This is a genomic window from Winogradskyella sp. R77965 (genome assembly GCF_044594915.1).
In the GTDB taxonomy this organism is placed as follows: domain Bacteria; phylum Bacteroidota; class Bacteroidia; order Flavobacteriales; family Flavobacteriaceae; genus Winogradskyella.
Genome location: NZ_CP138990.1, coordinates 1,204,808 through 1,219,049 on the forward strand (window position 1 = coordinate 1,204,808; position 14,242 = coordinate 1,219,049).

Genomic DNA, 14,242 nt, shown 5'->3' on the forward strand with positions numbered 1-14,242 from the left:
GCATAGTATTTTTTACTATCTTTGATTTTCAATTTAGCTTCATGAAAGACAAAACAATAGATTACATACTGAGAACCACATGGTTAGCCGTTAATAAAATGTATAACGAAGAAGCTGCAAAGTTTGACTCTACCATGGCAACTGGTTTTACATTATTAAGTATAGATCCAGAAAATGGAACCCCTTCCACTTCTTTAGGTCCAAAAATGGGAATGGAAGCCACTAGTCTTTCTAGAACTTTAAAAACTATGGAATCAAAGGGATTAATTGAACGTAAACCTAATCCTGAAGATGGAAGAGGTGTTTTAATTTTTTTAACTGAATTCGGAAAAGAAAAAAGAAACTACTCAAAAGAAAGAGTACTAACATTTAATGAAGCTATAACAGCAAACGTTTCGCAAGAAGAATTAGATAACTTTCAGAAAGTAGCAGAAGTCATCAATAATATGATTTCTAATAAACAGATATATAATAAAAAAGAACACATTTTAAAATAATGAGCAAACGTAGGATTAAAAAAATAGCGATTATTGGTTCAGGAATTATGGGATCAGGTATTGCTTGTCATTTTGCCAATATTGGTGTAGATGTACTTTTATTAGACATCGTTCCTAGAGAACTAAATGACAAAGAAAAAGCTAAAGGTTTAACTTTAGAAGATAAGGTAGTTAGAAATCGTTTAGTTAATGATGCTTTAACAGCTTCATTAAAATCTAAGCCATCACCTATTTATAATCAATCATTTAAAAACAGAATTACTACTGGTAATTTAGAAGATGATATTGCAAAAGTAGCTGATGCGGATTGGATTATGGAAGTTGTAGTTGAAAGACTAGACATTAAGCAACAAGTTTTCGAAAAACTTGAAAAATATAGAACGCCAGGAACTTTAATTACGTCTAATACGTCTGGTATTCCTATTAAGTTTATGAGCGAAGGCCGTTCTGAAGATTTTCAAAAACATTTCTGCGGAACACACTTTTTTAATCCAGCACGTTACTTAAAGTTATTCGAAATCATTCCGGGACCAAGCACATCTCAAGAAGTTTTAGATTTCTTAAACGGTTACGGAGAGCAATTCTTAGGAAAAACATCAGTAATTGCTAAAGATACACCAGCATTTATTGGAAACCGTATTGGTATTTTCAGTATTCAAAGTTTATTTCACGCAGTTAAAGATTTAGATTTAACTATAGAGGAAGTTGATAAATTATCAGGACCAGTCATTGGTCGTCCTAAGTCGGCTACCTTTAGAACGGTTGACGTTGTTGGTTTAGACACCTTAGTTCACGTCGCAAACGGAATTTACGATAACTGCAAAGACGACGAACGTTTAGAATTATTCAAATTACCAGATTTCATCAATACCATGATGGAAAACAAATGGCTAGGAAGTAAGACTGGTCAAGGTTTCTATAAGAAAACCGTTTCTGCTGAAGGTAAAAAAGAAATTTTAAGTCTTGACTTAAACACTTTAGAATATAGAACTAAAAAACGTGCAAAATTTGCAACCTTAGAATTAACTAAGACTATTGATAAAGTAGCAGACCGTTTTAAAGTGTTAGTAAAAGGAAAAGATAAAGCAGGTGAATTTTACAGAAAGAGTTTTTCAGCATTATTCGCTTACGTTTCAAATCGTATTCCAGAAATTACTGATGAATTATATAAGATTGATGACGCTATGAAAGCTGGATTTGGTTGGGAACATGGTCCTTTCCAAATTTGGGATGCTATTGGTGTCGAAAAAGGAATTGAAATGATGCAAGCCGAAGGTTACAAACCTGCGGATTGGGTTGCAGATATGATTGAGTCTGGAAGCGATAGCTTCTACTCTATTAAAGATGGCGCAACCTATTTTTATGATATCCCGAAGAAAGAACAAGAAAAAATTCCAGGACAAGATGCCTTTATTATTTTAGATAATGTTAGAAAAACGACTGAAGTTTTCAAAAACTCAGGTGTTTCTATTCAAGATTTAGGTGATGGAATACTTAATGTAGAATTCCAATCTAAAATGAACACCATTGGTGGTGACGTTTTAGCAGGAATTAATAAAGGTATTGATTTAGCCGAAAAAGATTTTGCTGGATTAGTGGTTGGAAACCAAGGTGCAAACTTTTCGGTTGGTGCTAATATTGGTATGATTTTTATGATGGCTGCTGAGCAAGAATATGACGAGCTTAACATGGCTATCAAATACTTCCAAGACACGATGATGCGTATGCGTTATTCTGCAATCCCAACAATTTCTGCACCTCACGGAATGGCTCTTGGTGGTGGTTGCGAATTATCATTACACGCAGACAAAGTGGTTGCTGCAGCAGAAACGTACATGGGACTTGTAGAGTTTGGTGTAGGTGTTATTCCTGGTGGTGGAGGTTCTAAAGAAATGGCTTTAAGAGCATCAGATACCTTCAAAAAAGGAGATGTGCAATTAAATACACTTCAAGAATACTTCTTAACTATTGGTATGGCTAAAGTATCAACCTCGGCTTACGAAGCGTTCGATTTAGGTCTTATGCAAAAAGGAAAAGATGTTGTTGTGGTTAATAAAGACCGTCAAATAGCAACGGCAAAAGCACATGCTAAATTAATGGCAGATGCAGGTTACACGCAACCAGTACGACGTAAAGATGTAAAAGTTCTTGGTAAACAAGCCTTAAGTATGTTTATGGTAGGAACAGATTCTATGCAAGCTAGCAACTACATTAGTGAGCACGACAGAAAAATTGCCAACAAATTAGGTTATGTTATGGCTGGTGGTGAATTATCTGAACCAACGCTTGTAACAGAACAATACTTATTAGACTTAGAGCGCGAAGCGTTTTTATCGCTTTGTACTGAAAGAAAAACATTGGAGCGTATTCAGCATATGCTTACAAAAGGTAAGCCTCTAAGAAACTAGAGATTAGACAGCTAGAAACTAGACTAATGGGAAGACATAATTTTAAAAAATTAAAAGTTTGGCAAGATGGAATTTCACTTGTAAGTGATAATTACAAATTAACGAGAACTTTTCCTGATATTGAAAAATTCAATTTAACTAGTCAAATGAATAGATGTGCAGTTTCCATCCCTTCAAATATTTCTGAAGGGTCAAGTAAAAGTACAGATAGGCATTTCAAAAAATATTTAGAAAGTAGTCTAGGTTCAGCTTTCGAATGGGAAACTCAATTAATTGTTTCTTTTAATGAAGGCTATTTGAATAAAAATAAATTTGAAGAATTAGAAAATAAAATATTACAAATTCAAAAAATGCTAGGAAAGTTTATTGACAACCTAAGAGACTAAAATCATAAAGAGAATTAGTCTATATTCTAGCTATCTAGGTTCTAGACTCTAATTTTCAAAACAATAATACAACTATGAGTAAAACAGCATATATAGTAAAAGCATATAGAACCGCAGTTGGTAAAGCACCAAAAGGCGTGTTCCGTTTTAAAAGAACAGATGAACTGGCAGCAGAAACCATCAAATACATGATGAAGGAATTGCCAAATTTAGATCCAAAACGTATTGATGATGTTATCGTAGGTAACGCAATGCCAGAAGGTTCACAAGGCTTAAATATGGCACGTTTAATCTCTCTAATGGGATTAGAAGTTATAGATGTTCCTGGTGTAACCGTTAACCGTTTTTGCTCTTCTGGAGTAGAGACTATCGGTATGGCGACAGCAAAAATACAAGCTGGAATGGCAGATTGTATTATCGCTGGTGGTGCAGAAAGTATGAGTAGTGTACCAATGACGGGTTTTAAACCAGAGTTAAATTACGATGCGATTGTAAAATCTGGTAACGAAGATTATTATTGGGGAATGGGAAATACTGCAGAAGCGGTAGCACAACAATTCAACGTATCGCGTGAAGACCAAGATGAGTTTGCTTACAATTCTCATATGAAAGCATTAAAAGCACAAGCCGAAAATCGTTTTCAAGATCAAATCGTACCAATTGAAGTGGAACAAACTTATATTGATGCTAACGGAAAGAAAGCTACAAAATCATATACAGTAACTAAAGATGAAGGTCCAAGAAAAGGAACAAGTAAAGAAGCTTTAGCAAAACTAAGAGCAGTATTTGCTGCTGGAGGTAGCGTAACTGCTGGTAACTCTTCTCAAATGAGTGATGGTGCAGCATTTGTTATGGTAATGAGTGAAGATATGGTAAAAGAGTTAAATCTTGAACCAGTAGCACGTATGGTAAACTATGCTGCTGCAGGTGTTGAACCGCGTATTATGGGTATTGGACCAGTTAAAGCAATTCCAAAAGCATTAAAACAAGCAGGCTTAAAACAAGATGATTTATCGCTAATAGAATTGAATGAAGCCTTCGCTTCTCAGTCTTTAGCAGTAATCAGAGAATTAAACTTAAACCCAGACATTATTAACGTGAATGGCGGTGCGATTGCGCTAGGTCATCCATTAGGTTGTACAGGTGCAAAACTATCAGTACAGTTATTTGATGAAATGCGCAAGCAAAACATGCACGGTAAATATGGTGCAGTAACGATGTGTGTTGGTACTGGGCAAGGTGCTTGTGGATTATTTGAATTTCTTAATTAGAGAAAAGAAAATAGAATAGAGAGAAGAGATAAAAGACTATGTGTGCTAAGCAACGTCATAATTACAAGAATTTGAAAATTTGGAAACTCGGATTAGAGATTACAAATGATATTTCAGACTTATTATTAGATTTTCCGAAACACGAAAGATTTGATTTAAGTTCACAAATAAGTAGATGTTCGGTTTCAATGCCAAGTAATATTGCTGAAGGATCTGCAAGAACAGATAAATCTTTTAGTCATTTTTTAGATATTTCTTTAGGTTCTTCTTTCGAATTAGGAACTCAATTATTAGTAGCAAAACACAGAAATTATATAAACGAAAACAATTTAAAAATACTCGAAGAAAAAATAGAAGAATTCCAAAGAATGACAATGGGATTTCAAAATAGTCTCAATTAGAGTCTATTCTCTATTTTCTATCTTCTATAATCTCAAAAAGAATATGGCAACTCAAGAAAAAGAATTATTAAGAGGCGGACAATTCCTAGTAAAGGAAACAAAATGCGAAGATGTATTTACACCTGAAGATTTTTCAGAAGAACAAAATATGATGAAAGAAGCGGTTATGGAATTTAACGACCGTGAAATCATTGCACATAAACCAAGGTTTGAAGCCAAAGACTATGCACTTACTGAAGAAGTAATGCGTAAAGCTGGTGAGTTAGGGTTTTTAGGTGTAGCAGTTCCTGAAGCTTATGGAGGATTAGGAATGGGATTCGTTTCTACGTGTTTAACTTGTGACTATATTTCATCAGGCACAGGTTCTTTTAGTACAGCATTTGGTGCGCATACAGGAATTGGTACAATGCCAATCACTTTATATGGTACTGAGGCTCAAAAGCAAAAATACGTACCAAAATTAGCTTCTGGCGAATGGTTTGGTGCGTACTGTTTAACAGAGCCAGGCGCAGGTTCTGATGCTAATTCAGGAAAAACAACTGCAGAATTATCCGAAGATGGTAAATCATATAAAATCAACGGACAGAAAATGTGGATTTCGAACGCAGGTTTCTGTAGTGTAATGATTGTTTTTGCTCGTATTGAAGATGACAAAAACATCACTGGTTTTATCGTAGAATATGATGAAAAGAATCCTAACGGAATCACTTTAGGTGAAGAAGAACATAAATTAGGTATTCGAGCAAGTTCTACGCGTCAAGTCTTTTTTAACGATTGCGAAGTACCAGTTGAAAACATGTTAGCTGGTCGCGGTGAAGGTTTTAAGATTGCCATGAATGCACTTAACGTTGGTCGTATTAAATTAGCTGCTGCCTGTTTAGATTCTCAACGACGTATTTTAACAACTGCTGTTAACTATGCAAACGAAAGAAAGCAATTTAAAACACCTATTGCAGATTTTGGCGCTATAAAAATAAAGCTGGCAAAAATGGCAACAGATGCTTATGCTGGCGAATCAGCGACCTATCGTGCTGCTAAAAATATTGAAGATCGCATTGCTATACGTCATGCTGCAGGTAACACACACCAAGAAGCAGAGCTTAAAGGTGTTGAAGAATATGCTATTGAATGTTCTATCTTAAAAGTGGCAGTATCTGAGGATGTACAAAACTGTGCAGATGAAGGTATCCAAATTTTTGGTGGTATGGGATTCTCTGAAGAAACACCAATGGAAGCTGCATGGAGAGATGCTCGTATTGCTCGTATATACGAAGGTACAAACGAAATTAACAGAATGCTATCTGTTGGTATGTTAGTGAAGAAAGCAATGAAAGGTCATGTAGATTTATTAGGTCCTGCGCAAGCAGTTCAACAAGAATTAATGGGTATTCCTTCTTTTGAAACACCTGATTACTCTGAGTTATTTTCTGAAGAGAAAGCTATGATTGGGAGATTAAAGAAAGTATTCTTAATGGTTGCAGGTGCTGCTGTTCAAAAATTTGGGCCAGAAATGGAGCAACACCAACAGTTACTTGTAGCTGCTGCAGATATCTTAATTGAAATCTATATGGCAGAATCTACAATTTTAAGAACTGAGAAAAACGCTAAACGTACTAGCGAAAAAGAACAAGCGGTACAAATCGCCATGTCAAAATTATACTTATACAATGCTGTGAGTATTGTTGAAGGTAAAGGAAAAGAAAGTATCATTTCTTTTGCTGAAGGTGATGAGCAACGTATGATGCTTATGGGACTTAAGCGTTATACCAAGTACACAAACTATCCAGATATCGTTGATTTACGTAACGAAATTGCTGAAAAAGTGAAAGCAGAAAATAAATATTGCTTTTAATAATTTAGACTAACTCAAATAATTCTAATTATAAGGCCAGTTCATTGATTTGAGCTGGTTTTTTTATACAGATATTTAGATTTTCTATACAAATAAACACCTATAAACATAATTATAAGACTTAATAAAAATCCAAAAACACCAAGTTGTTCATAAATATGGCTTTCATTTATTGATTTTAAAAACAAAATTATAATAGTCATTAGAATCCTAAAAATTGACCAGATTATTAAAAGAACTGACCAAAGTTTAATAGCCTTTTTGTGAAATTTTAAGGACTTAACCTTACTACAAACTAAAAGCGATATAACAATTAAAATGATTATAATTGGTACATAACTACCTATAAAAGCATATTGAATACCTTTTCGCAAAAAGAAGAGTAAGCTAAAACCTAAAACTAAGTAAAACTTGGCACCAGCTTTTTCGGTAGTAATATCAAAGATTGTATTTTTCATCTTAATCAGAAATCAAATTATTAATCACTTTACTTACTAACTTTGTGTTAGACCACAAGTACTCAAAATCTACGGTTTCAAAAGTATCTTTAACAGTGTCCTTGTATGGTGAATAATCGCCTTTATATACACATTCTCCTCCTCCAATGCTATTATATCCTGTTTTTACAAACTCATCAAAATCTGTCGAACCTTTATCATAGCCTATTGGGTCAATTATCACTTCGTCTAATGGTATGCCATAATGTTCAGAAGATGACCTATATAGTTCTATTAATGCATCTGATGGAGAATACACTTCAAACTCATCATTATCATCACCATCCCAACCAGCCATATCAAAACAATGCACCGAATGTACATTCCAAGTGTTATCGTCGATAAGTTTAGTAAATGCTTTACTTCCTACATTTTCCTCTTCCTCTTGGTCAAAAAACACAATGACAATATTTTTATTCCTTGACTTAAGCGACTTCATTTGTTTGATAACGGTGAAGATGAGTGTCATTCCTGAGGCATTATCCACTGCACCTGGTGCTCCTCTAACACCTGTATCGTAATGTGCTCCTAATATGATATAATCGTTGGTTTTTGTTGTAGCCGGAAGTATACCATAAACATTAGAGCCTCTAAAGGGCTCAAAGACTAAATCTACAGCTGGATTGATATTTGGTGATACATAATCGTGTACAATAGGCTCAATGTCTAATACTGAAATCAATTGTTTTAAATAGTCTCTAGTAAGATGTCTCTCTAATTTAGACCATCTGGCATTAATAACCATATTATTTTCTAAAGATTTATGTCCAGAAAGTTGACCTATAATATGTTGTTGTAATTCCAAATTATCTATCGGTAACTCAGAAATCAAAACAACATTATCCAAGTTAGAATCACAAGAGAATAAACACCAGAATAAATTAGAGAGAATAAATAAGGTTTTAATTTTCATTCTTTTGACCTTAATTTATTCATTTTCCATTTTGCCCATTGTCGTAAAGTAGCGATAGCTACATGTTTTCCATTTGAACCGTTAGTAAGCATTATAATTCCACTGTTATGCTCTACATCTAACATAAAACCAGCTTCCCATCCTGTATTAGAACCTGCATGACCTTTGGCTGTAATTGGCCCTAAAAAATAACCTTGATATCCTAAACCTTGGGCTCCTCTTTTTGATTTTGTAATTGGCAATAAAGTCATCATCTCTTCGATCGTCTCTTTTGTTAAAACCTCATTATCGCCGAGTGTTGCCTTAGCGAAAATTATAAGGTCCTCTAAATTAGTATGTAAACCAGCTGCTGCCTTTGCTGTAAATTGCTCTATATAAACTTCTTCTCCATTTTCATCATAAGGTTTTGCTGAATTTTTTAAGATATTTTTATCCATAGTAAAACTTGTACGTTTCATATTTAAAGGTTTAAAAACTTCTGTTTGCATATAAGTTTCAAATGAAATCCCAGAAATCTCTTCTATTAAAAGTTGTAAAATTGTGTATCCACCTCCTGAGTACTGAAATTTGGTTTGAGGCTCAATAACTACTTCAACTTTTTCATCTGCTTTTACAGGTCCATTGTCTCCATTTAAAGAGGTTTCAAGTGATGGTAATTTAGCATCAGGATGAAATCCAGGATAACCGTGTACCGAAATACCTGCTGTATGACTTAAGAGCCCTCTGATTGTTACCTTACTATTATCAAAATTAGACTCTGGAAGTTTCCAACGCGTTAGATAATCCTCAACTGGTATATCCAAGCCTATCTTATCTTTTTCTACCAATTTCATAATTCCCCAAGCTGTAAATAGTTTAGAGATAGAACCTATATTAAATCCGGTTGTTGAACTCATCTTTGTTTGCGCGGTGATATCTGCAAAACCAATTCCTTTTTTATAAATGACTTGTCCGTCTTCAATTATAGCAATTGCAATTCCTGGAACATTTTTTTCTTTCAAATTAATAGGTATGGTTGTATCTAAAGATTTTATGAAGTCAGAATGCTCTTGAGCAAAAGAGAAACTGATGCAGATAATAAAACAATGTATTACGTATTTTTTCATAAGATTGATTTTTAAATTCAATCAAACCTAAGAACGTATCTATATTGCTGAAAATTTATATGACAAACTTCAACAATTCACAATCAAAAAGGGTTCTACTAAGGATATAATGGGTTCATAACAAAAATCCTTTTGTTGGACATCGATTTAGTATTGTATGTCAAAATTATTGTTCAGAGGTCTTAGAAATTATACATTTGGTATATGCTTTTATTACTAAAAAAGAACTTCCGTATTATAATTATACTATTATTACTCACTACTTCTGTTGTAGGAATGATAATTTTAAAACAGTCATTAGAAAACTCACAATTAGAATTTGGAATTTTAAATAACTCTCAATACTCTACTTATGAAACATATTTTTATTTGTTTCAATATCTTCTTATTCTAACCATCCTTTATATCATTGGTTCTTGGATTTTTAATAGATATAAAGAGTTTAGACAACTTAAAAATGAAAAATCGAAAGCTGAATTACAATTATTGAAAAGTCAAATAAACCCTCATTTTTTCTTCAATACTTTAAACAATCTTTATGGTCTAACTGTTGAGAAATCTGACAAGGCACCAGAGATGATTTTGAAATTATCTGAAATGATGCGCTATACAATTTATGAAGGCAAAGAAGATTTTGTCCCACTGAAAGACGAAATTACATATTTAAAAAACTATATTGAATTACATAAAATTCGTTATAAAAAAAAAGTAAATATTTCATTTAATTTAGATGTAAAACATAATTATAATATTGCGTCTTTATTATTTATAATTCTGCTAGAAAATGCTTTTAAACATGGTGTTGAAGGCTTAACTGAGGATGCGTATATTACTATAAAATTAAAAACTACTGATAATACAATGCTCTTCTCTGTTGAGAATAATTTTGATACCACTAAGAAGAATGAAAAAGCTGGGATTGGCATATCTAACTTGAGGCAACGTTTAAAATTGATATATCCAAACAAACATAATCTTAGTATAGAGAAGCAAAAAGTAGTATATAATGCCAAACTAGAAATACAAACAAAATGATTGACTATATCATTGTCGATGACGAACCCATAGCACATCGTGTTATAGAGGGTTATTGTGAAAATCTTTCGCATTTAAACAAAAAACAAAATTGCTTTAATGTGTTTGAAGCAATTCAATTTTTGAATGAAGAATCAGTTGATTTAATTTTCCTAGATATTAATATGCCTAAATTATCAGGATTTGAGTTCTTAAAATCTCTAAATAATCCTCCAAAAGTTATTGTAACTACAGCCTATAAAGAATTTGCTTTAGAAGGATATGAACTTAACATATCGGATTATTTACTAAAACCTTTCAGTTTTAATCGCTTTCTTAAAGCCATTAATAAGACTATAAATTTAAATCAAACAGAAAGCAATATATCAACACAAGAAATAACAACAACTGATTTATCCTTTTTTATAAAAGGAGACAAAAAATATCATCAAATAAAATCAGAACAAATTCTATTTATTGAAGCACACGGTAACTATACTAAAATAAAACTTACAAATCAGACCATAGTTAGCCACGAAAAAATATCGAATTATGAAAATCTTCTACCTAAAGACAAATTCCTGAGAGTGCACAAATCATTTATCGTAGCTATTAGTAAAATTAATTTAGTAGAAGGAAATAAAATTAATATCAACAATCATATTGTGCCAATTGGTCAAACTTACAAAGCAAGAGTTATTGAATTATTGAAGAACTAAATATTTATTTTTTTCCATCTTAAGAAAACCAAAGAGTCAATTCAAATTAATGAATTGGCTTTTTTACTATATTTAAGGAATTAATCTAACAAACAAAATGAAGATTCTTTATTCAATACTTTTTTTTCTCGTCTCCCATCTATGTTTCTCGCAATCCAACACCGAAATATTCCTATTCGATTTAGAAACCAATAATTCAAAAATTGAACTTAAAAACGGTAAAAACATTTCTAATAGCGAAGGCTACGACAATCAACCCTCATTTTTAGATGATAGATATATTGTTTTTTCGTCAACTAGAAATGGTCAAACTGATATTGCCAAATACGATACACGATATAGTGGAAGATTATGGGTGAATTTTACTGATGGTGGAGAATACACACCATTAAAAATTCCTAATAAACGTGAAATTTCTGCAGTACGTTTAGATAAAGACGGAAAGCAACGTTTGTATTCGTATAGTCTAAGCAATGGACAATCCACAGAACTTATTAAAGATTTAGTAGTCGCTTATTACACTTGGTATGACGAAAACACAATAGTATCAGCAGTTATCGAAAATGAAGAATTAAATTTATATACTTCAAACATTGAAGACGGAACAAACAGAAAATATGCAACTAAAGTCGGCCGTTCATTTCATAAAATCCCGAATTCTAATTTAGTTAGTTTTATATCTAAAGAAAATGAAAATCAGTGGCAAATAAAATCCTTAAACCCAAGTACTGGAGATACAAAAATTATTGCCAATACAATGACTGGTGTAGAAGATATTTGCTGGCTAGATGGAAACACTATACTGTCAGGAAAAGACAATATACTTTACAAACTAAGATTAAGACGCGATAATGATTGGAAACAAATTGCTGATTTATCTTCTAATGGTATTACAAAAATAACCCGTTTAGCAACCAACACCTCTGCTACGAAATTGTTAATAGCTGGAGATATAAGTAATGAAGCTACAACAGCAGAACCTGTAGATGAAACTACTGAAGAAAATAATACTACCGATGAAACTACTACAGTAGTAAATGAAACTGAGTCTGGTGAAATAGTTCAAAAACATATAGAACCATTTAATACTAGAAACTTAGAAGCTTTCGCTAATGCTTTTGATGAAGATGTAATAGTGAATAGATTTCCTAATGAAAAAATGTATTCTGGTCGAAATACATTAAAAGAAAACTACAGACAGTTTTTTAAAAACAATAAAAAATCTAACGTTAAAGTCTTAAATAGAATGACCCATAAAAATATGGTTATTGATGAAGAATTAGTGACTTTGAATAATAGTACAATTAGGCAGGTAACAATTTACCAAACCGATGCTGAAAATATTAATTCCATGACATTTTTACGCAATTCAAATACAACTTCAAATCCTGAGGCAATTGTTAACAAACAACTCGAAGTATATAACAACAGAGACATTGAAGGTTTCGTAAAGACCTATTCCAGTGATATAAAACTATACACATTTCCTAGTACATTAAATTCAGAAGGACACGCTGCAATTCGTAAAGGTTATGCTAGTTTTTTTAAAAGTGTTCCTGATTTAAATGCACAAATAGTAAATAGAATCGTTCTTGGCAACAAGGTAATAGACAAAGAAAAAGTAACAGTTAATGGGCAAATTTTCTATGCTATTGCTATTTATGAAGTTGAAAATGGTTTAATTAGCAAAGTAACTTTTATTCAATAATATCGTTATCAAATAACCAAAACCTCGTCCTTAATTGGAAGAAATCAAAATCAAATCTTCCTGAGGTGCAATTAAATATTCGGCTTTCCCTTTTTTAACGACCGCCATTTCCTCTACCGAAATAGTTTTTGTACCACCATCAGCTAATTTCCATGCATGAAATCCATCAAAGGCAAAGGTCATGCCTTCTTTAATGATTTTTTCTGAAGCTGGTCGTACATGAGATGCTTGTGAGCCACCTAAATTAGGACCAACATCATGAGCCACATAACCTACTGGATGTCCTGTACTCCACATCACATAATCTGAACCTGCTTTTTCCATCAGTATACGTTGCGCTCTATCCACATCAATACCTTTTACACCTGGTTTCATAGCCGCTAAAGCCGCTCTATTACCTGCTTTACCGCTTTCCCAATAATGCATTATATCCTTAGGTGCTTCAATTTCACCTTCTTTTAAAACATAGGCAAAGCGCTGTATATCACTTACCCATCGATCATAAACTTTGATACCAAAGTCAATTTGAATAACATCACCAGGCATAATAACTTTATCGGTCGCATGGGAATGTCCACGGTCTGCACCAGAATTAACATTAGGATTTTGGTCAGCTGCCCAGCCGTCAGTCACACCATATTCTAACATCTTTTGTTTAAGGAATTTCGCAATGTCTGCATCAGTTGATTTCCCAGGAACCACTTGCTTATATGCTTCAACCTGCCAATCAGCTGTTAGCTGTGCTGCCTTTGTTAAAATATCAACTTCTTCAGGTAATTTAATAGACAACCACTCATACACAACCTCTGTGGATGATATCAAACGTTCGGATTTATCACCTAATAATTGTTCTAAATTTTGTCTTTGTGTAAAGGACAAACCATCTGCCATAGAATTACTTTCAGATGAATTCACTGCAATAGTATTAAAATTTTTGCCCTTAATAAATTCTACAGCCTTTAACACAGAAGAGGTACCACGTTCTACACTAACAACTTCATCGTGTATATTTAAATCATCTAAAGCTGTAGCTTCACCAGATGGTGAAAACACTTTTGAATGGAAGCCTTTTTCATCATTGTAGAACAAAAAAACTGCCGTGCCACCTGCATTTTCTCCTCCAATATGGTCTGCTATTGGATCATTATTATTCTCTCTACAGATTACTAACCAACAATCTACTTTAGCAGACTCGAGCGCTTTAGGCAAAAGTGTATTAATACGCTTTTTTCTGATATCTGGCCATGGGTTTTCTCCCCAATATGTTTCTGGATTTATAGAAGCTGTTTCAGATGATTTCTCTGTACAACCAAAACAGATAAAAAATATAAGTAGAAGTTTTGCTAAATTGCTCATTTTTAAACTTTATAGTATCTTGACGAAGATACATATTAAAAAAAATAAATTACTAATATGTCCATACTTTGGATGTTACAAACGCCTTACTAATGTATAAGCCTTTAAATTTAA

The 14,242-nt window shown here is 33.0% G+C and carries 13 protein-coding genes; 9 read left to right on the forward strand and 4 right to left on the reverse strand.

All coding sequences use genetic code 11. The features are described from left to right. The first annotated feature begins 41 nt into the window (after positions 1-41). The 6 genes from SJY34_RS05435 to SJY34_RS05460 all read left to right on the forward strand — a co-directional run bounded on the left by SJY34_RS05435 (position 42) and on the right by SJY34_RS05460 (position 6,815). Positions 42-497, forward strand: coding sequence for a MarR family winged helix-turn-helix transcriptional regulator (locus tag SJY34_RS05435; protein ID WP_400079721.1), 456 nt, complete (start codon positions 42-44; stop codon positions 495-497). Then, entirely contained in the window at positions 497-2,905 is a 2,409-nt protein-coding gene (locus tag SJY34_RS05440) for a 3-hydroxyacyl-CoA dehydrogenase NAD-binding domain-containing protein (protein ID WP_400079724.1), read from the forward strand. The genes SJY34_RS05435 and SJY34_RS05440 overlap by 1 nt, the downstream gene beginning before the upstream one ends. A gap of 26 nt (positions 2,906-2,931) precedes the next feature. Further along, positions 2,932-3,291, forward strand: a complete 360-nt coding sequence (locus SJY34_RS05445) for a four helix bundle protein (protein WP_400079727.1) — start codon at positions 2,932-2,934, stop codon at positions 3,289-3,291. A 74-nt stretch (positions 3,292-3,365) separates the two neighbouring features. Beyond that, positions 3,366-4,562, forward strand: a complete 1,197-nt coding sequence (locus SJY34_RS05450; protein WP_400079730.1) for an acetyl-CoA C-acyltransferase — start codon at positions 3,366-3,368, stop codon at positions 4,560-4,562. A gap of 38 nt (positions 4,563-4,600) precedes the next feature. After that, positions 4,601-4,963 carry a four helix bundle protein gene (locus SJY34_RS05455; protein WP_400079733.1) on the forward strand — a complete coding sequence of 121 codons (363 nt, stop codon included), beginning with the start codon at positions 4,601-4,603 and terminating at the stop codon, positions 4,961-4,963. Positions 4,964-5,006: 43 nt separating this feature from the next. Next, positions 5,007-6,815, forward strand: a complete 1,809-nt coding sequence (locus SJY34_RS05460) for an acyl-CoA dehydrogenase family protein (protein WP_400079736.1) — start codon at positions 5,007-5,009, stop codon at positions 6,813-6,815. Positions 6,816-6,856: 41 nt separating this feature from the next. Here SJY34_RS05460 and SJY34_RS05465 read toward each other — a convergent pair whose 3' ends face one another. Genes SJY34_RS05465 through SJY34_RS05475 form a run of 3 tightly spaced genes read right to left on the reverse strand, consistent with a single transcriptional unit; the run spans position 6,857 to position 9,331 of the window. Continuing rightward, the gene (locus SJY34_RS05465; RefSeq protein ID WP_400079739.1) at positions 6,857-7,273 is read right to left on the reverse strand and encodes a hypothetical protein; all 417 of its coding nucleotides are present in this window, start codon (positions 7,271-7,273) and stop codon (positions 6,857-6,859) included. A gap of 1 nt (position 7,274) precedes the next feature. Then, the gene (locus SJY34_RS05470) at positions 7,275-8,225 is read right to left on the reverse strand and encodes a M28 family metallopeptidase (protein ID WP_400079742.1); all 951 of its coding nucleotides are present in this window, start codon (positions 8,223-8,225) and stop codon (positions 7,275-7,277) included. Next, positions 8,222-9,331, reverse strand: coding sequence for a serine hydrolase domain-containing protein (locus SJY34_RS05475; protein WP_400079745.1), 1,110 nt, complete (start codon positions 9,329-9,331; stop codon positions 8,222-8,224). The genes SJY34_RS05470 and SJY34_RS05475 overlap by 4 nt, the downstream gene beginning before the upstream one ends. 204 nt (positions 9,332-9,535) lie before the next feature. Here SJY34_RS05475 and SJY34_RS05480 point away from each other — a divergent pair, with 204 nt between their 5' ends. From SJY34_RS05480 to SJY34_RS05490, 3 genes are all read left to right on the forward strand, one after another. Then, complete coding sequence (locus SJY34_RS05480; RefSeq protein ID WP_400079748.1) at positions 9,536-10,366, forward strand: sensor histidine kinase; 831 nt, start codon at positions 9,536-9,538, stop codon at positions 10,364-10,366. Continuing rightward, positions 10,363-11,064 (forward strand): LytR/AlgR family response regulator transcription factor, encoded by a 702-nt coding sequence (locus SJY34_RS05485; protein ID WP_400079751.1) that lies wholly within the window; start codon positions 10,363-10,365, stop codon positions 11,062-11,064. Before SJY34_RS05480 ends, SJY34_RS05485 begins: the two co-directional genes overlap by 4 nt. Before the next feature lie 97 nt (positions 11,065-11,161). Continuing rightward, complete coding sequence (locus SJY34_RS05490) at positions 11,162-12,772, forward strand: nuclear transport factor 2 family protein (RefSeq protein WP_400079754.1); 1,611 nt, start codon at positions 11,162-11,164, stop codon at positions 12,770-12,772. A gap of 30 nt (positions 12,773-12,802) precedes the next feature. Here SJY34_RS05490 and SJY34_RS05495 read toward each other — a convergent pair whose 3' ends face one another. Continuing rightward, positions 12,803-14,128, reverse strand: a complete 1,326-nt coding sequence (locus SJY34_RS05495) for a M24 family metallopeptidase (RefSeq protein WP_400079757.1) — start codon at positions 14,126-14,128, stop codon at positions 12,803-12,805. Positions 14,129-14,242 lie beyond the last annotated feature (114 nt).